Annotated in this window: 21 protein-coding genes; 16 read left to right on the plus strand and 5 right to left on the minus strand. The window is 72.3% G+C overall.

Features of this window, described 5'->3' with window-relative positions:
• Window positions 1-5 precede the first annotated feature (5 nt).
• From ACZ4S3_RS15365 to ACZ4S3_RS15390, 6 genes are all read left to right on the plus strand, one after another.
• Window positions 6-1,022, plus strand: coding sequence for a ParA family protein (locus tag ACZ4S3_RS15365; protein WP_018087947.1), 1,017 nt, complete (start codon window positions 6-8; stop codon window positions 1,020-1,022).
• Entirely contained in the window at window positions 1,019-1,597 is a 579-nt protein-coding gene (locus tag ACZ4S3_RS15370; RefSeq protein WP_467932690.1) for a hypothetical protein, read from the plus strand. Before ACZ4S3_RS15365 ends, ACZ4S3_RS15370 begins: the two co-directional genes overlap by 4 nt.
• A gap of 27 nt (window positions 1,598-1,624) precedes the next feature.
• Window positions 1,625-2,695, plus strand: a complete 1,071-nt coding sequence (locus ACZ4S3_RS15375) for a segregation and condensation protein A (RefSeq protein WP_467932695.1) — start codon at window positions 1,625-1,627, stop codon at window positions 2,693-2,695.
• Window positions 2,692-3,387: an SMC-Scp complex subunit ScpB gene (scpB, locus tag ACZ4S3_RS15380; RefSeq protein ID WP_467932700.1), complete on the plus strand. Its 696-nt coding sequence runs from the start codon at window positions 2,692-2,694 to the stop codon at window positions 3,385-3,387. Before ACZ4S3_RS15375 ends, scpB begins: the two co-directional genes overlap by 4 nt.
• The gene (locus ACZ4S3_RS15385) at window positions 3,387-4,577 is read left to right on the plus strand and encodes a pseudouridine synthase (protein ID WP_467932702.1); all 1,191 of its coding nucleotides are present in this window, start codon (window positions 3,387-3,389) and stop codon (window positions 4,575-4,577) included. Before scpB ends, ACZ4S3_RS15385 begins: the two co-directional genes overlap by 1 nt.
• 73 nt (window positions 4,578-4,650) lie before the next feature.
• Window positions 4,651-5,679 carry an ADP-ribosylglycohydrolase family protein gene (locus ACZ4S3_RS15390; RefSeq protein WP_467932704.1) on the plus strand — a complete coding sequence of 343 codons (1,029 nt, stop codon included), beginning with the start codon at window positions 4,651-4,653 and terminating at the stop codon, window positions 5,677-5,679.
• Between the two features lie 416 nt (window positions 5,680-6,095).
• On the opposite strand, the gene ACZ4S3_RS15395 is transcribed toward ACZ4S3_RS15390, so the two are convergent.
• Window positions 6,096-6,782 carry a nucleotidyltransferase domain-containing protein gene (locus ACZ4S3_RS15395; protein ID WP_467932708.1) on the minus strand — a complete coding sequence of 229 codons (687 nt, stop codon included), beginning with the start codon at window positions 6,780-6,782 and terminating at the stop codon, window positions 6,096-6,098.
• A gap of 200 nt (window positions 6,783-6,982) precedes the next feature.
• Here ACZ4S3_RS15395 and aroH point away from each other — a divergent pair, with 200 nt between their 5' ends.
• The 5 genes from aroH to der all read left to right on the plus strand — a co-directional run bounded on the left by aroH (window position 6,983) and on the right by der (window position 11,431).
• Complete coding sequence (aroH, locus tag ACZ4S3_RS15400) at window positions 6,983-7,345, plus strand: chorismate mutase (RefSeq protein WP_467932712.1); 363 nt, start codon at window positions 6,983-6,985, stop codon at window positions 7,343-7,345.
• Window positions 7,342-8,427, plus strand: a complete 1,086-nt coding sequence (locus ACZ4S3_RS15405; RefSeq protein ID WP_467932716.1) for a prephenate dehydrogenase — start codon at window positions 7,342-7,344, stop codon at window positions 8,425-8,427. The genes aroH and ACZ4S3_RS15405 overlap by 4 nt, the downstream gene beginning before the upstream one ends.
• 98 nt (window positions 8,428-8,525) lie before the next feature.
• Window positions 8,526-9,248 carry a (d)CMP kinase gene (cmk, locus tag ACZ4S3_RS15410; RefSeq protein ID WP_467932721.1) on the plus strand — a complete coding sequence of 241 codons (723 nt, stop codon included), beginning with the start codon at window positions 8,526-8,528 and terminating at the stop codon, window positions 9,246-9,248.
• On the plus strand, window positions 9,245-9,901 hold the full coding sequence (locus tag ACZ4S3_RS15415; RefSeq protein WP_467932725.1) for a lysophospholipid acyltransferase family protein: 657 nt from the start codon (window positions 9,245-9,247) through the stop codon (window positions 9,899-9,901). The genes cmk and ACZ4S3_RS15415 overlap by 4 nt, the downstream gene beginning before the upstream one ends.
• A gap of 66 nt (window positions 9,902-9,967) precedes the next feature.
• Window positions 9,968-11,431: a ribosome biogenesis GTPase Der gene (gene der, locus ACZ4S3_RS15420; protein WP_467932729.1), complete on the plus strand. Its 1,464-nt coding sequence runs from the start codon at window positions 9,968-9,970 to the stop codon at window positions 11,429-11,431.
• A 34-nt stretch (window positions 11,432-11,465) separates the two neighbouring features.
• Here der and ACZ4S3_RS15425 read toward each other — a convergent pair whose 3' ends face one another.
• Both ACZ4S3_RS15425 and ACZ4S3_RS15430 read right to left on the minus strand, forming a co-directional pair.
• Entirely contained in the window at window positions 11,466-11,810 is a 345-nt protein-coding gene (locus tag ACZ4S3_RS15425) for a hypothetical protein (protein WP_467932733.1), read from the minus strand.
• 117 nt (window positions 11,811-11,927) lie between these two features.
• Complete coding sequence (locus tag ACZ4S3_RS15430; protein ID WP_467932737.1) at window positions 11,928-12,728, minus strand: hypothetical protein; 801 nt, start codon at window positions 12,726-12,728, stop codon at window positions 11,928-11,930.
• Between the two features lie 296 nt (window positions 12,729-13,024).
• On the opposite strand from ACZ4S3_RS15430, the gene ACZ4S3_RS15435 reads away from it, so the two are divergent.
• The 4 genes from ACZ4S3_RS15435 to ACZ4S3_RS15450 all read left to right on the plus strand — a co-directional run bounded on the left by ACZ4S3_RS15435 (window position 13,025) and on the right by ACZ4S3_RS15450 (window position 16,623).
• Window positions 13,025-13,564, plus strand: a complete 540-nt coding sequence (locus ACZ4S3_RS15435) for a transglycosylase family protein (protein WP_467932742.1) — start codon at window positions 13,025-13,027, stop codon at window positions 13,562-13,564.
• A 196-nt stretch (window positions 13,565-13,760) separates the two neighbouring features.
• Window positions 13,761-15,020 carry a glycosyltransferase family 4 protein gene (locus tag ACZ4S3_RS15440; RefSeq protein ID WP_467932746.1) on the plus strand — a complete coding sequence of 420 codons (1,260 nt, stop codon included), beginning with the start codon at window positions 13,761-13,763 and terminating at the stop codon, window positions 15,018-15,020.
• Window positions 15,017-15,967: a hypothetical protein gene (locus ACZ4S3_RS15445; RefSeq protein WP_467932750.1), complete on the plus strand. Its 951-nt coding sequence runs from the start codon at window positions 15,017-15,019 to the stop codon at window positions 15,965-15,967. Before ACZ4S3_RS15440 ends, ACZ4S3_RS15445 begins: the two co-directional genes overlap by 4 nt.
• Window positions 15,968-16,407: 440 nt before the next feature.
• Entirely contained in the window at window positions 16,408-16,623 is a 216-nt protein-coding gene (locus tag ACZ4S3_RS15450) for an I78 family peptidase inhibitor (RefSeq protein ID WP_467932755.1), read from the plus strand.
• A 102-nt stretch (window positions 16,624-16,725) separates the two neighbouring features.
• On the opposite strand, the gene ACZ4S3_RS15455 is transcribed toward ACZ4S3_RS15450, so the two are convergent.
• Both ACZ4S3_RS15455 and ACZ4S3_RS15460 read right to left on the minus strand, forming a co-directional pair.
• Window positions 16,726-17,760 (minus strand): phosphatase PAP2 family protein, encoded by a 1,035-nt coding sequence (locus tag ACZ4S3_RS15455; RefSeq protein ID WP_467932759.1) that lies wholly within the window; start codon window positions 17,758-17,760, stop codon window positions 16,726-16,728.
• Between the two features lie 287 nt (window positions 17,761-18,047).
• Window positions 18,048-19,226 carry a hypothetical protein gene (locus tag ACZ4S3_RS15460; protein ID WP_467932762.1) on the minus strand — a complete coding sequence of 393 codons (1,179 nt, stop codon included), beginning with the start codon at window positions 19,224-19,226 and terminating at the stop codon, window positions 18,048-18,050.
• Window positions 19,227-19,437: 211 nt separating this feature from the next.
• Between ACZ4S3_RS15460 and ACZ4S3_RS15465 the strand changes: the two genes are divergently transcribed.
• Window positions 19,438-21,081 (plus strand): MFS transporter, encoded by a 1,644-nt coding sequence (locus ACZ4S3_RS15465; protein ID WP_467932767.1) that lies wholly within the window; start codon window positions 19,438-19,440, stop codon window positions 21,079-21,081.
• Window positions 21,082-21,135: the final 54 nt, after the last annotated feature.

The following is a 21,135-nucleotide window of genomic DNA, read 5'->3' on the forward strand; positions in this document are numbered from 1 at the left end:
AGAGTATGGACGGCCATCACGTGAACGCCATGGCCGGCGACCGGGGCAGTGGAGAACCCGCCCGTCTCGCCGACTACGACGACCTGCCCGAGGGGCACTTCTACGATCCGGACGCGGAGTACGAACCGGATCCCGAGTACGCGGCGACGCTCGCGCCGGACGCCGCGCGTCAGCGCCGCGAACGCGTCGGCCCGACCGGGCGCCCGCTCCCGTACTTCCCCATCCCGGGACCGCTCTCGGATCACGGCCCCGCCAAAATCATCGCGATGTGCAACCAGAAGGGCGGGGTCGGCAAGACCACCTCGACCATCAATCTGGGTGCCGCACTCGCCGAATACGGACGACGGGTGCTGCTCGTCGACTTCGACCCGCAGGGTGCCCTGTCGGTCGGGCTCGGCGTCAACCCGATGGAGCTCGACCTGACGGTCTACAACCTGCTCATGGAGCGGGGCATGTCGGCCGACGAGGTCCTGCTCAAGACCGCGGTCCCCAACATGGACCTGCTGCCCAGCAATATCGATTTGTCAGCGGCAGAAGTGCAGTTGGTCAGCGAGGTCGCGCGCGAGTCGACCCTGCAGCGCGCCCTGAAGCCGCTGCTGGCCGACTACGACTACATCGTCATCGACTGCCAGCCTTCCCTCGGCCTGCTCACCGTCAACGCCCTGACGGCCGCTCACAAGGTCATCGTGCCGCTGGAGTGCGAGTTCTTCGCGCTGCGCGGTGTCGCGCTGCTGACCGAGACGATCGAGAAGGTCCAGGAACGCCTCAACCCCGAGCTGGAGCTGGACGGCATCCTGGCGACGATGTACGACTCCCGCACCGTGCACAGCCGTGAGGTCCTGGCGCGCGTCGTCGAGGCCTTCGACGATCACGTCTACCACACCGTCATCGGCCGTACGGTGCGCTTCCCGGAGACCACCGTCGCGGGCGAGCCGATCACGACGTACGCCTCCAACTCCGTTGGTGCCGCCGCCTATCGCCAGCTCGCCAGGGAGGTGCTCGCCCGGTGTCACGCCGAGTGAGTCTGCCCGGAGCCGACGAACTGTTCCGCACCACAGGGGGGAGTGGACTGCAGTCCACTCCGCCCCGGCGGCCGGCGAACGGCTCCCCGTCGGCCGGTGAGGCGCCCCGCGTGCCCGCACCGGCCGGCGAGGCCGATCCGGCGGCGGACGCGGCGGACGCGCCCTCCGTCGTACGGCAGGGCGACGCGCCCGGCTCGTCCGCCTCCCCGGCCGAGCACAGCGGCCGCGCGGCGGACACGGAGGCTCCCAAGGGCCACCGGCCGCAGCCGAGCCAGGCGAGCCAGGAGGCGGCCGCGGCGGTCGCGCAGAACGGCGCACAGGACCGCCGCCGGGGTGCCGGCCGCGGCGCCAACCGCCGCCCCAGCGGCCGCGAACGCCACGACGAGAAGATCACCGTCTATGTCTCCGCGGAGGAGCTCATGGACCTCGAACACGCCCGCCTTGTTCTGCGCGGCGAACACGGCCTCGCCGTCGACCGCGGACGCATCGTCCGCGAGGCGGTGGCCGTCGTCCTCGCCGACCTGGAGTCGCGCGGCGACGCCAGCATCCTGGTGCGGCGGCTGCGCGGGCGCTAGACCCGTACGGGATAGCCTGCCCCTCCGATGCCGACGACGAACGACCACGCCCCCGCTCCCCGCGCCCGCCGCCCCCTGGGGCGAGGCCCGGGGACGGACCCGGCGGACCCGGCGCAGGAACCGGCGGACGAGCCGCAGGCCCCGGCACCGCCGCCGGACGCGCCCCTATCGCAGGACGTCCCCGCATCTCAGGACATCCCCGTATCGCAGGATGTCCCTGCCGCCCCCGCCGAGCCTGCCGCTCCCGTCGCCCCCGCCGATCCCGGCGATCCCGGCGACGGCAGATTCACCGTCCGGCTGGACAACTTCGAGGGTCCCTTCGACCTCCTCCTGCAGCTGATCTCCCGGCACAAGATGGACGTCACCGAGGTCGCGTTGTCGAAGGTCACCGACGAGTTCATGGCGCACATCCGGGCCATGGGGCCGGACTGGGACCTGGACCAGACCACCGAGTTCCTGGTCGTCGCGGCGACGCTGCTGGATCTGAAGGCGGCCCGGCTGCTGCCTGCCGCCGAGGTGGAGGACGAGGCGGATCTCGCGCTGCTGGAGGCCCGTGACCTGCTCTTCGCCCGGCTGCTGCAGTACCGCGCGTACAAGCGGATCGCGGACATCTTCAGCGAGCGGCTGACGGACGAGGCACGGCGCTACCCCCGCACCGTCGGCCTGGAGCCGGAGCACGCCGAGCTGCTGCCCGAGGTGGTCATCAGCATCGGGGCGGAGGGGTTCGCCAGGCTGGCCGTCAAGGCGATGCGGCCCAAGGCCAAGCCGCAGGTCTACATCGACCACATCCACGCGCCGCTGGTGAGCGTGCGCGAGCAGGCCGACGTGGTGATGGCGTACCTGCGTGCCGCGGGCGAGGCCGGCTTCCAGGAACTGGTGGCGGACGCCCCGGACACCCTCACCGTCGTGGCGCGCTTCCTGGCGCTGCTGGAGCTCTACCGGGAGCGGGTGGTGGTCCTGGACCAGGAAGAGGCTCTGGGAGCGCTGACGGTCCGCTGGACGGGCGCGGAGGGGGCCGTGCCCGTCGTCACGGACGAGTTCGACCAGGAGGCGGCGGAGCGTCCGGAGGATGCCCGGGAGAGCGAGGAGACGCGATGAGCGTGGCGGGAGCCCACGAGGAGGCGTACGAGGAGGCCTACGAGGTCCAGGAGGCGGGGTCCGGGGGCCCCGCGCCCACCGGAGCGCTCGGCGTCGCGGAGCTGGCGCTGAAGCCCGCCCTGGAGGCCGTCCTGATGGTCGTGGACGAGCCCGCGACCGAGGAGCACCTGGCGAAGGTGCTGCAGCGCCCGCGCCGCGCGGTGGCCCTCGCGCTGCGAGAGCTGTCCGACGACTACGCCCGCCAGGGCCGCGGTTTCGATCTGCGCCTGGTGGCCGGCGGCTGGCGGTTCTACTCCCGCGCCGAGTACGCGGATGCCGTGGAGAGCTTCGTCCTGGACGGCCGGCAGGCCCGGCTCACACAGGCCGCATTGGAGACTCTGGCCGTGGTCGCGTACCGTCAGCCGGTCAGCCGTTCCCGTGTCTCGGCCGTTCGCGGCGTGAACTGTGACGGTGTGATGCGCACGCTTCTCCAGCGCGGCCTGGTGGAGGAGGCGGGGACGGAACCTGAATCAGGTGCGATCCTGTACAGGACGACGAATTACTTTCTGGAGCGGATGGGCCTGCGCGGCCTGGACGAGCTCCCTGAGCTCGCACCGTTCCTCCCGGAGGCGGACGCGGTCGAGGGTGACTCCGCGGAAGGTATCCCGTCGTTCGACGTAGACGACAGCGGCGACTCTCAGACGGATCATTGATGCGAAGCAGCGGCAGGAACAACAGGGACAGCGGCCGGGGCAACTACCGCGGCGCGGAGGGCGGACCCTCCCGGCCGAAGGCAGGGGGGAAGCGGGACGACAAGCAGCAGCGCGCGGGCCGTCCCCGTCCCGAGGAGCGCCGCTACGACGTGGGCGGATCCGACGGTCCCGGCGGCTCGTCGGAGCGCAAGAAGGACGAGCGCGGGGGCGGCGCCAAGAGCGGGGGCGGCGCCAAGAGCGGCGGCGGCGCCAGGAGCGGCGGCGGCAGCCGGGGCGCGGCGGCCCGCGGCGGTGCCAAGGGCGGTCCCCGTACGGGTGCCAAGTCCGGCCCCGGCGCCAAGGGCGGCCCGCAGCGCGGCCGCGGCCAGGCGCCCGCACGCCCCCGTGAGCTGGACGCCAAGATCGAGGAGCGCAACCGCGCCCGCCACAACAAGCCGCAGGTCAAGACCCCCAAGACCTTCGGCGAGGAAGAGGGCGAGCGGCTGCAGAAGGTGCTGGCCAGGGCCGGTATGGGCTCGCGGCGGGCCTGCGAGGAGCTGATCGACCAGGCGCGCGTCGAGGTCAACGGCCAGATCGTCATGGAGCAGGGCGTCCGGGTCGACCCGCAGAAGGACGAGATCAAGGTCGACGGCCTGACGGTCGCCACCCAGTCCTACCTCTTCTTCGCGCTGAACAAGCCGGCCGGTGTCGTCTCCACGATGGAGGACCCCGACGGCCGCCAGTGCCTGGGCGACTACGTCACCAACCGCGAGACCAGGCTCTTCCACGTCGGCCGTCTCGACACCGAGACCGAGGGCATCATCCTGCTCACCAACCACGGCGAGCTGGCCCACCGCCTGACCCACCCGCGCTACGGCGTCAAGAAGACCTACCTGGCGGCCATCCAGGGCCCCCTCCCGCGCGACCTGGGCAAGCAGCTCAAGGACGGCATCCAGCTGGAGGACGGCTACGCCCGCGCCGACCACTTCCGGGTCGTGGAGAACACCGGCAAGAACTACCTCGTCGAGGTCAGCCTGCACGAGGGCCGTAAGCACATCGTGCGCCGGATGCTCTCCGAGGCCGGTTTCCCGGTCGACAAGCTCGTGCGGACGGCCTTCGGCCCGATCGCCCTGGGCGACCAGAAGTCGGGCTGGCTGCGCCGGATGACCAACACGGAGGTCGGGATGCTGATGCGCGAGGTCGAGCTCTAGCCTTCCCGCGAAACAGCTTGCGGTACGGCCTCACCACCCCTTAACGTCACCATGACGTTAAGGGGTGGTTTTCATGGTGTCCACGGGGTCCGCCGCAACCGGCGCGCTGATCGGCCTCGCTCTCGGCGATGCGCTCGGCTTTCCCACCGAGTTCAACGACGTGCCGTCGATCCTGGCCAAGTGCGGACCGTGGCGGCAGATGGAGCTGCCCGATCCTGCCTTCGTCACCGACGACACCCAGATGACGCTGGCGCTCGGCCGCGGCCTGCGTACGGCCATGGAACGCGGCGAGCTCGCACCGCAGCGCCTCATCCGCCCCGTACGGGAGGAGTACGTCGACTGGTGGCGCTCGCCGGACAACAACCGGGCACCGGGCGGCACCTGCCTGCGGGCCTGTCAGCTGCTCAGCGACGAGGACCTGCCGTGGGCCGCGGCGAGCCAGATCGGGTCCAAGGGCTGCGGCGCCAACATGCGGGTCGCGCCCATCGGGCTCGCGCCGGGCCTGAGCCCCCGGCAGCGCTCCGGCGCCGCCCAGCTCCAGTCGGCGCTCACCCACGGCCACCCCACCGCGCTCGCCGCGAGCGACCTGACCGTGTATGCCGTACGCGCCCTGGCCGACGGTGCGGGCCCCGCCGAGCTGCCCGGCCTGCTGCGCGCGTACGCCCACGCCCACCGCACCGACTACCGCGAGGACTGGCTCGGCGACCTCTGGAGGCGCTCCCAGGACCCGACGCCCACGTCCTTCATCGCGCGCGGCTGGGACGACTGCCTCGGCGTCCTGGACCGGCTGGACGCGGCGCTCGCCGCACCGGACCCGGAGACCGACCCGTGCCTGGCCACCGGCGCCGGATGGATCGCGGAAGAGGCGCTGGCCACCGGCCTGCTCTGCTTCCTGCTCTTCCCCGACGCACCGCTCACCGCCCTGCGCCGCGCCGCCTGCACCTCCGGCGACTCCGACTCGATCGCCTGCCTCACCGGCGCGTTCGCGGGCGCCCACGCCGGCTCCGGCGCCTGGCCCGAGGAGTGGGCCGCGCGCATCGAGTACCGGACGGAGCTGGTGGCGCTGGGGGCGGCCTGGGATCGCCCGTCCGCTGCGCTCTAGCCTTCGCCCCACGTAGTCGCTGCGCTTGGCGGGCCTCCCACGTTGTTGGCTTTCCCGCCGTGGTGGTTTGTCGCCGTTGCGCCTGCGGCGGGCGTGGGTTTGTCGGGTGCGGTGCCACGCCTCCGGACTTCGTCCTGCGGCGCGGCCCCTCCCACGGGTGGGTGGGAAGAGGGGCCGGTGGGGGTGTGCGTTGAGGGTTTGGTGCACCTGGGATCCACAGGGCACAGCTGACCCCGTACGTGCACTCCCACCGGCCTTTCTTTTTCCCACCCTCTACGGGGAGGGGGCGGGCCGTAGCGGCGGAGCCGTGTAGGGCCGGTCCCGCTGCCGAACAGCCCCGCGCAGCGGCACCGCCCGCCGCAGGCGCAACGGCGGCAAACCACCACGGCGGGACGGCCGACAACGTGGGGCGAAGGCTAGAGCGCAGCGGACCTGGCCCGGTACAGGAAGTCCGCCACCCGGGGCCGGTCCGGTTCGGCGGGTAGGGGGGAGCCGGGCAGCGCCGCATCGGCCTCCTCGGACAGGGCTGCGATCCGGCGCTCCACCTCTTCCCACGGCACCTCGCCGCGCTTGACCGCCAGCAGCTCCTCGCGGGCCGCGCCGACGTCGAGTGTGAGGGTGCCCGTACGGAGCAGATCGCGGGTGGTGGCCAGCAGCCGGAGCAGATGCATGGCGGGCTTCCAGCGGGGTGCGCCATGCGCCCGGACCTGCGCGCGCAGCTTGTCGAGGTGTCCGGTGGCGTAGCCCGTGAAGGTGTGGTGGACGTGCCGGGAGAGGAAGGCGTCGCGCAGGGCGAGCAGCTCCCGGCCGGTGGTGTCGATGCGCTCGACGAGGGGGGAGTGCAGGCACTCCAGGACGGTGGGGTTGGCGCGCAGCGCCAGCTCGCAGAAGCGTTCCAGCTCCCAGGAGAACTCCTCCTCGCGCGGGCCCTCCACATGCGTCGGCGGCTTCTCGAAGCGCCAGAAGTGTGCGGTGGGGGCGAGGTAGACCCCGCGCCGGTCGGTGTCGCTGGCCTCGGTGGCCAGTCCGAAGGCGCGCGAGCCCATCACGCATGCGTAGACGGTGTGCTCGGTGACCAGGGCGTGGCCTGCGGCTTCGGACATGGCGGCGATTGTGGCGGGCGCGAGAGGGGAATGTCACCGGGTTTTGCGGCCGACGGGGCGGTGGCCGGGGAACGGGCCGCCGCGCTCCGCCCGGTCGTCTCGCCGTCCGGCCGCCGCGTACGGAATGTCGGTGCCGCTGGTTACGCTGATCAGTGCGTACGCAGGCGCGTGCGCGGCACAGGACGCAGGGGAGCAGTGACGTGGCGGTACGAGCGGTCCGGGGGGCCGTCCAGCTGGAGCGGGACGACGCGGAGCATATGCGGGAGCAGGTCGTGGAGCTGCTCACCGCCATCCTGGAGCGCAACGACCTGGTGCCGGACGACCTGATAAGCGTGTGGTTCACCGCCACCCCGGATCTGCACAGCGACTTCCCGGCGGCCGCGGCGCGCGGTCTGGGGATCACCGATGTGCCGCTGATCTGCGCGCAGGAGCTGGCCGTGACCGGCGCCATGGAGCGGGTGGTGCGGGTCCTCGCCCACGTCGAGACCGGGCTGTCGAAGGCCGGGATCGCCCACGTCTACCTCGGGGCCGCCGGGGCGCTGCGGAAGGACATCGCGCAGTGAGGACCGCACTCGTCATCGGAACGGGCCTGATCGGCACCTCGGCCGCGCTGGCGCTGAACGCCCGCGGCGTGCAGGTCTACCTGGAGGACCACGACCAGGCCCAGGCCCTGACGGCCGCCGCCCTGGGCGCGGGCACCGCGGAGGCGCCGCCCGGCCCCGTCGACCTGGCCGTCGTGGCGGTGCCGCCCGCCCATGTCGCGGGGGCGCTGGCCGATGCCATACGGCGCGGTGCGGCCCGCGCGTACATCGACGTGGCCAGCGTCAAGGGCGGCCCGCGCCGCGAGCTGGTGGCGCTGGGCTGCGATCTGTCCGGCTACCTCGGCACGCACCCGATGGCCGGCAAGGAGCGTTCCGGGCCGCTGGCCGCCACCGCCGACCTCTTCGAGGGCCGGCCCTGGGTGCTCACCCCGACCCGCGACGGCGACACCGAGGTCCTCAACCTCGCCCTGGAGCTGGTCGCCCTGTGCCGGGCCGTCCCCGTGGTGATGGACGCGGACGCCCACGACCGCGCCGTCGCGCTGGTCTCGCACACCCCGCAGCTGGTCTCCAGCCTCGTCGCCGCGCGCCTCAAGGGCGCCGATGAGACCGCGGTGCGGCTGTGCGGCCAGGGCATCCGGGATGTGACGCGGATCGCGGCCTCCGATCCGGCGATGTGGATCGACATCCTGTCCGCCAACCCGGGCCCGGTCGCAGATGTGCTGTCCGAGGTCGCCGCCGACCTGGATGAGACCGTACGGTCGCTGCGCGCCCTGGAATCCGCCGACGAGGACAAGCGCGGCGGCGGCGTCGGCGGCATCGAGGACGTCCTGCGGCGCGGCAACGCCGGGCGCGAGCGGGTGCCGGGCAAGCACGGCGCGGCCCCGGCCGCCTACGAGACCGTCGCCGTGTACATCGGTGACCAGCCGGGCGAGCTGGCCCGGATCTTCGCCGACGCCGGGCGGGCCGGGGTCAATATCGAGGACGTCCGTATCGAGCACGCCACCGGCCAGCAGGCCGGCTTCATCCAGCTCACGGTCGAGCCGGCGGCGGTGCCGGTGCTGACCGCGGAGCTGAGGGAGCGGGGCTGGTCGATCCGGCAGTGAGACCGTGGACGGGGCGGTGCGGGTGAGCCAGTAACCTTGTCCGAGGCCTCTATGGGCCTTGGACCTCCGCCCCGTGTACAGGAAAGGTGTTCGTCACCGTGGAAACCGCCGCCCGGACCGCCCCGGCTGCAGTGATTGTCGCCATCGACGGCCCCGCAGGCACGGGCAAGTCCAGCACGTCCAAGGCCGTCGCCGCCAAGCTGGGCCTCGGCTACCTCGACACCGGCGCCCAGTACCGCGCGATCACGTGGTGGATGCTGTCCAACGGCATCGACGTCAATGACGCCACCGCCGTGGCCGACGCCGCCGCCAAGCCCCAGATCGTCTCCGGTACGGACCCGGCCGCCCCGACCATCTCGGTCGACGGCCTGGACGCCGCGGGCCCGATCCGCACCCAGGAGGTCACCGCCGCGGTCAGCGCGGTCAGCGCGGTCCCCGAGGTGCGCGCCCGGATCACCGACCTGCAGCGCTCCATCGCCGCCGAGGCCCCGAACGGCATCGTGGTCGAGGGCCGCGACATCGGCATAACGGTCCTGCCTGACGCCGACCTGAAGGTCTTCCTGACCGCTTCCGCCGAGGCCCGCGCGGCCCGCCGCAGCGGTGAGCTCAAGGGCAAGGAGGCCACCGACCTGGCCGCCACCCGCGAGGCACTGATCAAGCGGGACGCCGCCGACTCCTCCCGTAAGACCTCCCCGCTGGCCAAGGCGGACGACGCCGTCGAGGTGGACACCACCGACCTGACCCTGGAGCAGGTCATCGAGTGTGTGGTGACTCTCATCGAGGGCGCGAGCGCCGAAAAGGCGGGACGGGCCGCCCGGTGACCGAGAGCGGCAAGGCGCCGAGCCCGGCGGGCGCCGCGGTCGGCCGGCGGATCGGCATCGGCCTGATGTACGGGCTGTGGAAGCCGCGGGTGCTGGGCGCCTGGCGCGTCCCGTCCGCGGGTCCGGTGATCCTCGCCGTCAACCACTCGCACGGCATCGACGGCCCGATGCTGATGGGCACCGCGCCGCGGCCGGTGCACTTCCTGATCAAGAAGGAAGCTTTCGTCGGCCCGCTGGACCCGTTCCTGCGGGGCATCGGCCAGCTGAAGGTCGACCGCAGCGCCGCCGACCGCAAGGCGATCACCGACGCGCTCGGGGTGCTGGAGCGCGGCGGCGTACTGGGGATCTTCCCCGAGGGCACCCGCGGCGAGGGCGATTTCGCGTCGCTGCGGGCCGGTCTTGCGTACTTCGCGGTGCGCTCCGGGGCCTCGGTCGTGCCCGTCGCGGTGCTCGGCAGCACCGACCGCAAGAGCCGGCTGCACCACGCCGTACCCGCGCTGCGCGGGCGCGTCGACGTCGTCTTCGGTGACGCCTTCGAGGCGGGCGACGGGAGCGGGCGGCGCACCCGTAAGGCGCTGGACGAGGCGACCGTACGGATCCAGGAGCGGCTGACCGCCCACCTGGCGGAGGCCAGGCGCCTGACCGGGCGCTGACCCACACTTGAGTAGTGGGCTGCGTATGTGCGGCCCACCGATGATGATGAACGAGGAACGGACTTCATGAACGACCAGATCCACACCGGCGACGAGCACGGTGCGCTTGGCGACGCCGAGTACGCGGAGTTCATGGAGCTCGCCGCGGAAGAGGGCTTCGACCCCGAGGAGGTCGAGGGCGACATCGCCGCGGCCGGCCATGGCCCGCTGCCCGTCCTCGCCGTCATCGGCCGCCCCAATGTCGGCAAGTCGACCCTGGTGAACCGCATCATCGGCCGCCGTGAGGCGGTCGTCGAGGACAAGCCGGGCGTCACCCGCGACCGCGTCACCTACGAGGCCGACTGGAACGGCCGCCGCTTCAAGGTCGTCGACACCGGCGGCTGGGAGCAGGACGTCCTCGGCATCGACGCCTCCGTGGCGATGCAGGCCGAGTTCGCCATCGAAGCCGCCGACGCGGTCGTCTTCGTAGTGGACTCCAAGGTCGGCGCGACCGACACCGACGAGGCCGTCGTCAAGCTGCTGCGCCGCTCCGGCAAGCCCGTGGTCCTGGTCGCCAACAAGGTCGACGGCCCCTCGGGTGAGGCCGACGCCTCCATGCTGTGGTCGCTGGGTCTCGGCGAGCCGCACCCCATCTCCGCGCTGCACGGCCGCGGCACCGGCGACATGCTCGACGCCGCGCTGGAAGCGCTTCCCGAGGCGCCCGCGCAGACCTTCGGCGCGGCCCTCGGCGGCCCCCGCCGGATCGCGCTGATCGGCCGCCCGAACGTCGGCAAGTCCTCGCTGCTGAACAAGGTCGCCGGCGAGGAGCGGGTGGTCGTCAACGAGATCGCCGGCACCACCCGCGACCCGGTCGACGAGATGATCGAACTCGGCGGCAAGACCTGGAAGTTCGTGGACACCGCCGGTATCCGCCGCCGGGTGCACCTCCAGGAAGGCGCCGACTACTACGCCTCGCTGCGCACCGCGGCGGCCGTGGAGAAGGCCGAGGTCGCGGTCATCCTGATCGACGCCAGCGAATCCATCAGCGTGCAGGACCAGCGGATCATCACGATGGCCGTGGAGGCCGGACGCGCCCTGGTCATCGCGTACAACAAGTGGGACACCCTCGACGAGGAGCGCCGCTTCTACCTGGAGCGGGAGATCGAGCGGGACCTCGTGCAGATCCCGTGGGCGATGCGGGTCAACGTCTCCGCGCGCACCGGCCGCCACATGGAGAAGCTGGTCCCGGCGATCGAGACCGCGCTGGCCGGCTGGGAGACCCGGATCCCGACCGGACGGCTGAACGCCTTCCTCGGCGAGATCGTGGCCTCCCACCCGCACCCGATCCGTGGCGGCAAGCAGCCCCGCATCCTCTTCGGCACCCAGGCCGGCACCAAGCCCCCGCGGTTCGTCCTCTTCGCCTCCGGCTTCCTGGAGGCCGGCTACCGCCGCTTCGTCGAGCGTCGGCTGCGCGAGGAGTTCGGCTTCGACGGGACGCCGATCCACATCTCGGTGCGGGTGCGCGAGAAGCGCGGCACCAAGAAGAAGTAGCCGCAAGAAGCGGCGGCGGGCCGGTGGCGGGGGTTCAGTGCCCCTGCGACCGGGCGTCGCGCTGTCCCGGCGGCAGCGCCGCCGGGACATGCCCCCGTGGGTGGTACGGCTGCCGGCCCACGACCTCCCAGTGGCCCGTCGACGCCGTCGTACGGCCCCAGTTCCCGTTGCCGCGCAGCGATTCCGGGAGCTCCGCCTCGTCCGTACGGTCCCCGGGCAGAGCCCTGAAGGAGCGGCGGTACTCGGCGTACAGCGCGTCGTAGATCGGCGTGGCCGAGGCGCGGTTCGCGGTGTGCGTCGCCCCGGGCTCGTGCGACGGGCGCATTCCGGGGATCGGGTGGGGGTACTGGGCGCGGGAGGAGGGGTCGTATGCGTGCACGTATGTGCCAACGACCTTGATGCTCGTGGGATGCGGCTTTCGGCCGGAAATGGCTGATCGCGGGGGCAATACCGCCCATCAGGCGGTGCCGCTCCCGCGATCGGTGTGCCGCTCGGCTCAGGTGCCGGCCAGCGGCATCGCCGCGGCCACCAGGACGCCCTGTGTGGCGGCCTGCTCCAGCGCCTGGCGCATCAGGTCCTCACGCGGCTGGTGGCCGATGGTGCCCGCGGGGGCGGCGTACATCAGCACGGTCTGTGCCTTGTTGGCCGCGGCGCGCCAGCCGTCGGAGACCGCCAGCGGCTGATGGGCCTGCCACCAGGCGGCCTGGCTGCCTGCGGCGCCCGGCTGCAGCACGGCGTGCAGCTTGCCCATGGCGAGCAGCGCGGACCAGCCCGGGTTGGGTGCGGGGAGCTGGTTCATGTCCGTGACGTTGCCGAAGCCCTGCTCCCGCAGCAGCGGGAGGAAGTCGTCCTGCATGCTCGTCGAACCGGGGCGGGCGATCGGGCCGTTGGGCTCGACGACCAGCGCCGGGCGCAGCTCGCCCTCGATCAGCACCAGGCCGCAGGTGATCCCCAAAGTCGCCTGGCGTTCGCCGGCGGGGGCCGGGCCGGGCTGTGACGCGGGGGTGCGGGCGGCGGCGTCCTCGCCGGTGATGGAGCGTACGGCTCCCTTGAGCTGTTCTTCCGACACCGGGACGACCTGCGAGGGAATGCAGGTGGCGTGCGCGAACGCGAGCACCGCCGTCTCCTCGCCCACGAACAGGACGGTGCTGGTGCGCTCCTGCTCGCTGTCGCCGGGGGTGCGGCAGGAGGTGCAGTCATAGCTGCCGGGGGCGTCGCCACCGGCCAGCAGGCGGTCGGCTTCTTCGTCGCCGATCTCGGCGCGAACGTCGTTGCTGACGTCGAGCATGCGCGGCACGGGTGGCTCCTCGATCTCTGAGCGGCTGCCGGGCGGTCTCCCGGCTCGTACAAGGACAACGGGTGACCTGCGGCCGGAGTCACGCGCGGGCGGGAACAGAATCGAACCAATCGACGCACAGGGAAGAACAGCGGAATGTGTTCCCAAAACGGTCGCATGCGATCAATATTTGCGGTGAAATGCGCATCGAATGTGGCGCAGATGGCTGCTTTTCGTACACCGGACCGGGTGGAGTGAGCGGCGCCACGGGCGCGGCGCAGGGGTCCTCGGGGGGCGGCCGCTTAGCGTGACCGGCCATGTCCGACCACTTTCCGGCGCCGCGGCGCCGCGTGGCCGCCGCGGGGCTGCTCACCGCGGCGGCCACGGCCCTGCTCCTGTGTCTGCCCGGCGGCGCATCCGCCATGGAGCCGCGCCCCGCGGGACGGGACGGCGGCGCGGCGGACAAGTACGCCTGCGCCGACGACCAGTGGCCGTGGGGCTGCGTCGCCAAGTGCGAGAGCGGCGGTAACTGGAAGGCCAACACCGGCAACGGCTATTACGGCGGCCTCCAGTTCGGGCGGCGCACCTGGAAGGGCTACGGCGGCCTCGACTTCGCGCGGCGTGCCGATCTCGCCACCCGCGACGAGCAGATCGCGGTCGCCGAGAAGGTCCTCGCCTCCCAGGGCTGGCGCGCCTGGCCGGTGTGCGCCAAGCGCTACAGGCTCAGCGGCACGTCGTACATCCCGCGCCCCGACCCGCTGGACGAGCTTCCCCCGTCCGGGGCGGCGGCGCGGTGGCTGCGCGCTGCCGCGCACCTCAGCCCGTCCGCCGCCGCGGAACTGTGGCGGGGGATGTGATCCACGGCCCGCAGGTTCCCTGACGTTGCTACCGATGACCTAACTTTTTCGGAACAACTTGGCGAAAGCCCTAAACCCGGAACCCCTTTTCGCGGTCCTACCGTTCAGCAGTGGGACACGCGATGCCGCCGGGGGGCGCGCGGCGTGGTCCGCGGGGAGACCAGGCACGACCGAAAGACCAGGGGACACGGGGCGGATGCACATCTCATTCCTGATTCACAACGCGTACGGGATCGGGGGGACGATCCGGACGACGTTCAACCTCGCCCGTACGCTGGCCGAGCGGCACGACGTCGAGATCGTCTCCGTACTGCGCCACCGCGACACCCCGGTCTTCGACCTCGGAGCCGGTGTCACGCTGCGGCACCTCGTGGACATCAGGGAGACCAGCCCCGGCTACGACGGCGAAGACCCGGCCCACCACCGCCCCGCCAAGGTCTTCCCCGCCGCCGAGGGCCGCTTCGCCCAGTACAGCGAGCTGACCGACCGCCGTATCGCCCAGCATCTGCGCCGGACCGAGGCGGACGTGGTGGTCGGCACCCGGCCCGGACTGAACGTCCACATCGCCCGGCAGGCCCGCCGCGGCCCGGTGCGCATAGGCCAGGAGCACCTCACCCTGGACACCCACTCCCGGCCCCTCAAGCTGGCGCTGCGCGGCGCCTATCCGCGGCTGGACGCGGTCACCACCGTCACCGAGGCCGACGCCCGCGCCTACCGCCGCACGCTGCGGCTGCCCGGTGTCCGCGTCGAGGCGGTGCCCAACAGCGTGCCCGCGCCCGGCCTGCGACCCGCCGACGGCAGCGGCAAGTGGGTCGTCGCGGCCGGCCGGCTCGCCCGCGTCAAGCGCTACGACATCCTCATCCGGGCCTTCGCCGAGGTCGCCGCCGCACGCCCCGACTGGCGGCTGCGGATCTACGGCGGCGGCGCCGAGAAGGCCGCGCTGCGCGCCCTGATCGATGAACTCGGCCTGTACAACCATGTCTTCCTGATGGGCCCGGCCAACCCGCTGGAGCCCGAGTGGGCCAAGGGCTCCATCGCCGCGGTCTCCTCCAGCCTCGAATCCTTCGGGATGACGATCGTGGAGGCGATGCGCTGCGGCCTGCCGGTGGTCGCCACCGACTGTCCGCACGGGCCCGGCGAGATCATCGACGACGGGGTGGACGGCAAGCTGGTGCCGGTCGGCAATCCGCCGGCGCTGGCCGCCTCGCTGCTGGACCTGATCAACGACGACGACGCCCGCAAGCGGATGGGCCGCGCCGCGCTCGCCGCGTCCGGCCGCTTCGACCCCGCCATGGTCGCCGGACGCTACGAATCGCTCTTCGAGGAGCTGCTCGCGCGCCGTCGGGGCAACCGCCTGCGCGGCGCCTGGCACCGCACCCGCGGTGCGCTGCTCAGCGGCGCCTATGCCACCAAGGACGCGGCCCGTGCCGCGACGAGCGGGGTGCGTACGGCATGAACGCCCCGACGCGGCCGCCCACGACCACCTCCCGCACACCCGAACCGCCCACGACGAAGGAGCATCCGGCCATCGATCAGGAACCCAAGGTTCCGGCAGCCGACCCGGTGGAGCTGCGGGCCGACTGCATAGCCGACTCCGCGGGCGGCCTCACCTTCGACCTGAACACCCCCGGTGACACCCACGTCTCCTGGAACGCCGCCCTGGTGCTGCGGCTGCGCGGCGGCGACGGCGCCGACGACGAGGTGCGGCTGCCGCTCGGACCGAACGGCTCCGGGCGGCTGCGCGCCGTGCTGCCCAGCACCGTCGCGCTCGCCGAGGGCCGCTGGAACGCCTACGCGGACCTGGGCGACGGACACGACCCGCGGCGCCTGCTGCCGGGCGTCAACGACCTGCGCTCCCTGGTGGACCGCCGCCCGCTGGCGGGCATCGGCCGGCTCGGCGTGCGCATCCCGTACGCCACCAAATTCGGCAATCTCGCGCTGCGCAGCTGGCTGCGCGGCCCGCACGCGGAGGCCGGCGACATCCTGGTGGCACCCGACGGCCTGACGGTCTCCGGCCGGCTCTACGGGGCGTCCCCGGCGGCCGGCGCCCAGGCCGAGGCACGCGCCCGCCGCACCTCTACGGGCGACGGCGCCCGGAAGGCCACCGTCACCGCCCCGCTGACCATCGAGGGCTCCGACTTCACCTTCACGCTGCCCTACGAGGAGCTGGCGGGCGGCTGGCGGCACGGCAACGAACCGTGGGACCTGTGGCTGCGCCCCGCCGCGGGCGCCCCGCCGGTGCGCATCGCCCGCCTCCTGGACGACGTACCGGACAAGAAGCAGGTCTTCAGCTATCCCGCGCTCCCGGTCCGGGCCGCCGCCGGACAGGTCAGGATCGGCCCGTACTACACGCTCGACAACGACCTGGCGATACGGGTCGCGGGCCCGGAGGGGCGGGAATGACGTACGGCGCCTGAGGCAGGAGGCGGTGGCCGTCGCGTTCGGGCCGTGGTGCGCCCGGACAGCCGCGGGCCGGGTGCCCGCCTGCGGGGCGATGTGCGGGAAATGTGTGTGGAGTGTGTCTCGTTGGACAATTTCCCGGCGGCTGGTAATTGGCCTCGGGTATGCGGAATCCCCGCCCGGTGCGGGATGAATTTCCGGACGCCGGCCGATCCCGGGCGTTGTGCCCGCACCCCGATTTACATCTGATCAAGGGGGAATTCAGGCCGCTTTGTTTTCCACCCGGTTGCGGCATCACCCGGCGCGTACGGGTGACGGAAGTTACCGCAAACGCACCAGCCTTGGCTGTGACACAAGTGTGACCAATGAAGTACCGGACAGACACCGGAACGTGCGCCGGACGGGCCTTCCGCGCATCGGCGCGGGCACCTACGGTGGCTGTCATGGCACCCGTACCAGATCTCCCGAACGAACCCCAGGACGACATCGAGGCCTATGTCGGCCTCGCACAGCAGGACGCCGAGGAGCGGGCCCGAGAGCGCGGCTGGACGAGTGTCCGGTCGCTGGCGCCGGGCGCGATCATCACCATGGAATACCTCGTCGGCCGGCTCAATTTCGAGGTGAAGGACGGCCAGGTGCACCGCAGCTGGCAGGGCTGACGCCCCGTGCGCAGACGAAGGCCCCGGCCGCTCGCGAGGAGCGGCCGGGGCCTTCGGCGCGGGGCAGCGGGTGTGCGTACCGGCCCCGCGGCTGTGCGGCGGTCAGCCGGTCCCGTTGTGGCCGCGCCCGGAGGTCGGGCTCAGCGGTGCGGTGCGCGGGACGCGGTCCGCGTGCGGGGGCCGCCGGCTGCCCGCCGGGGTGACCGGTGAGCGCTCGGAGCGGAGGGTGTACGGGCGCGAGGGGTGGTGCGGCCAGCCGTCCTGGGGGCGGGTGCCGGCGCGGCCGCCGGTGCCGGCGCCGATGGTCTCGCGGACCAGCACCTCGCCGTCGGGGGCCACCCGCTGGCGGGAGACCCCGGGGGCCAGCGCGCCGACCGGCAGCGGGCCGCGCAGCGAGCCGGGCCGCAGCCGCAGCCACAGCCGCAGAAGGATGCCCATGAGGCGGTCCTCCACCCAGGTGATCCCGGGCTCCAGCCAGGGCATCGCCAGCAGCACCAGCAGGCCCGCGGCCCAGCCGAGCAGCACATCGCTGACCCAGTGCGTACCGAGGTAGACGGTGGTCATGCCGACGCCCAGAGCGCCGAGTGCGGCGATCAGCGACAGGGTGCGGCGGCGCAGCGGGGTGGTCGCCAGGTAGGCCAGCACGCCCCAGGTGACCACGGCGTTCGCGGTGTGACCCGACGGGAATATATCGCCGTTCAGCCACATGTCATTGGAGCCGACCGTCGTCGCGTAGTGCGGACCGAGCCGGCCCATACCGATCTTGGCGGCGCCCACCGTGATGTTCAGCAGCAGCAGAGAGGCGCCCAGCACCAGCAGCGGGTGGAGGTTGCGCTGGCGCCAGCAGCGCCAGCCCAGCCAGGCCGCCACCGCCACCGCGGTCGGGCCGCGCTGGCCGAGCACCACGAAGTAGTCGAGGAAGGCGTGGATCTCCGGCCATTGCTTGTAAGGCCGGAAGAACATGACCTGCCAGTCGAAGGTGACCAGCCATGTAGAGGCCAGCACTCCGACCACGATCGCGATGTACACCGCCAGCGTGCCGCCGAACAGCCACAGGCGGGTCCGGGTCATCGGGGGCGGTTGAACGCGATCGGTCGGGCGCTCCTCCATCTGGTCGAGCTTGTCATCGGTACGCACTCAATCGACGTTACCGCGTGTGATGTAGGCGCTTGGTCAAACTGTGAGCTTTGTAATGACGATGTGATGTGGAATGGGTCTCAAGCGCGGCTTCGCCGCCGGGATTTGGAAGCGAATTCGGCGCGTTTCCGATTCTCCTACGGACGCCCGCGTGTCGTCACCATGAGTGCTTATCTGCTTTTCTCCGGAGGAGTTTATCTCCGATTTTCCCGGGCGTCGCGGGAAGTTTCCCTTCACGGGGGTTCACGGAGGGAGATCTTCCGCTCACGAGACCGATCATGCACCCGTCACGGAGGGCCGGACCCGTTCAGCCAGAAGGCCCCGTAGACCGCCGAACCGGCCGCGACCAGCCCGACGACCAGCCAGGACCGCACCGGCCGCCACTTCGCGAGCCCCGCCGCGAGCGGCAGCAACAGCGGGTAGGCGGGCATCATCAGCCGGGGCTTGGAGCCGAAGTAGCCCTTGGCGGTCAGCGCCAGCAGCAGGACCACGCCGCCGTACACCGCCAGCGGCACCGGCGGTCCCTGCCGTACGCCGTGCACATACAGCCAGATCACCAGCGCGACACCGGCCAGCAGGCCCAGCCCGGCAGGGAGCGGCAGCTGCCAGAGGAAGCGGGCGAAGGCGAGGCCGCCGTCGAAGCCGTTGCCCCAGCCGCCCTGGACGTCCAGATAGCCGGTGAGGCTGTCCTGCCGCGCGCCCACCCACAGGAAGTAGCCGCACCAGCCGAGCGGCGCGAGCAGCACGCCCGCGAGCATGCCCGGGTGGGTGCGCAGCGCCGTGCGCAGCCGTACTCCCGCGGCCCGTTCGTTCCACACCGTCACCGCCGCGGCGATCCACACGGCCGCGACGACCGCGGCGCCCACCGGCCGGGTCAGCCCGGCGAGCGAGGCCAGCACGCCCGCCGATACCCAGCGCCCGGTCAGTACGCAGTACACGCCCCAGGCCGCGAGAGCGGTGAACAGCGACTCCGAGTACGCCATCGACTGCACGATCCCGACCGGCAGCGCGGCCCACAGCGCGGCCAGTGCCACACCGGCCCGCGGGCCGTGCAGCCGCTCGCCGGTCGCGTACAGCGCCCAGGCCGCGAGCAGCGACGCCGACCAGGCCACCGCCAGCCCGGCATCGGCGGGCGACAGCGGCGAGATCGTCGACAGCCCCCGCTCCAGCCATGGCAGCAGTGGGAAGAAGGCCAGGTTGGAGTGCACATCGCCGTTGGCCAGGTGGACGGTGTAGCCGTAGCCCTGCTCGGCGACCCGGGTGTACCAGAGCGAGTCCCAGCGGGCGGTCAGCAGGGTGTGCCAGTCCTTGCCGTTCGCCGACGACCAGAGGGCGAGCACGGCCACGCCCAGCAGCCGGATCGCCGCGTACACCGCCAGCGCGGGCGCGACGCGGCGCAGCGCGGCCGCCACGGCGGGCGCGGTGCAGGTCCGGCCGGGAACCGCGGCGGAGGCAAGATCGTTCATTCGGACGATTATCCAGGTGGCTGAAGAACGACGGTCGGTGCGGGTGGGGGGAACGCCAGGCGCTGCGATGAGCGTCTCACCGTGAGGTGGGACACGCGGCACGCTGGGTGACTCGCGTAGTCTGACGTCTCAACTCGCCCGTGCCGCCGGTTTCCCCGGGGCGTTCTCGCGCCCCGATTCACGGCCGCGAGAGCATGACAGGAGGAACTGCATGTCCGGGACGACCGCGTCCGGCAGCGGACGGACGGCTGGTGTCACCCGGCTTTCACGCGACGGGGCGAACCGCTGGACCGTGTTGATCGTGCTCTGCGTCAGCCTGCTCTTCGTCGCGCTGGACACCACGATCCTTTACGTGGCCGTGCCCTCCGTCACCGAGGACCTGCGGCCGGGACCGGTCGAGCTGCTGTGGATCGTCGATGTCTATCCCCTGATAGCGGCGTCCTTGCTGATCCTCTTCGGCACGCTCGGCGACCGCGTCGGGCGCCGCCGCGTCCTCCTTCTGGGCTACGGCCTTTTCGGCCTGGCCTCCGCCGCCGCGGCGCTGGCACCCAACCCGCAGACCCTGATGGCGGCCCGTGCGCTGCTCGGCATCGGCGGCGCGATGATCATGCCCGCGACGCTGTCGATCCTGCGCCAGGTCTTCCCCGACCGGCGCGAACGCGCGGTCGCCATCGGCGTCTGGAGCGCGGTGGCCGCGGTCGGCGCCGCCGTCGGCCCGGTCCTGGGCGGCTTCCTCGTCGAGAACTTCTGGTGGGGCTCGGTCTTCCTCATCAACATCCCGATGATGGCCGCGATGCTCCTCATAGGGCGCTGGCTGCTGCCGGAGTCGCGGGGCGAGCGCAACGGCCCCTGGGACGTCGTCGGCGCGGTCATCGCGGCGCTCGGGGTGCTGGGCATCGTCCTGGGGGTCAAGCGCATCGGCGGCGGCACGGCCGTCCTGAGCCTGACCACACTCGGCCCGATCGTCGTCGGCACCCTGCTGCTGATCCTCTTCGTACGCCGCCAGCACCGCCGCGAGCATCCGCTGATCGATATGCGGCTCTTCGCCCGCCCCGCGTTCGGCACCTCCGTCGGGTGCATCGTGCTGGCCATGCTCGCCCTGGTGGGCCTGCAGCTGATCGCCGTCCAGTACCTCCAGCTCGTCCTCGGGCTGAGCCCCCTGCAGACCGGCGTACGGATGCTGCCGCTGGTGTTCTCCGCCATGGCCGCGGGCCTGACCGGCTCGAAGATGCTGCAGGCCCTCGGGCCGCGCGCCATGGTCTCGCTCGGCTTCACCCTGACCGCCGTCGCGGTGCTGTGCCTGACGATGATGAGCAGTCAGGACCGCCCCTGGCTGCTCTCCCTGGGCTTCGTCCTGCTCGGCTTCGGCTTCCAGTCCACGCTGTTCGGGGCGTACGAGTCCATGCTCAGCGAGGCGCCCGCCGAGCAGGCGGGCGGCGCCGCCGCCATCGGGGAGACCTCCTACCAGCTCGGCGCGGGCATCGGTGTCGCCCTGCTCGGCAGCGTGATGAACGCCGCCTATGCGCCCGGCCTCGCCCATGTCGACGGCGTGTCCGCCCACGCCTCCGGCGCCGCGTCGCATTCGCTCGGCGAGGCGTACAAGGTGGCCGCCGACCTCGGCCGCTCCGCCAAGGCCGCGCTGCGCGAGGCGGCCCGGGACTCCTTCGTCCACGGGCTGCATGTCACTCTCGTCGCCAGCGCCGTACTGCTGCTGGTCGGTGCGGGCATCGCGCTGCGCCTGCCGCGCCGGGCCGCCGAATCCACGGAGCGCGCCGAGGGCGAGGCCGCCGCGGGTGACCACGCGACGGGCGCCGGCTGCGACAGCGAACCGGCTCCCGCGAGCTCCGGCCGCTGACCTCCCCGCCACCTCCCGCTCCCGCGCCCCGCCGTGCGGAGCGGGCCCTTGCCC

The sequence above is a fragment of the Streptomyces sp. NPDC028368 genome (assembly GCF_055565615.1).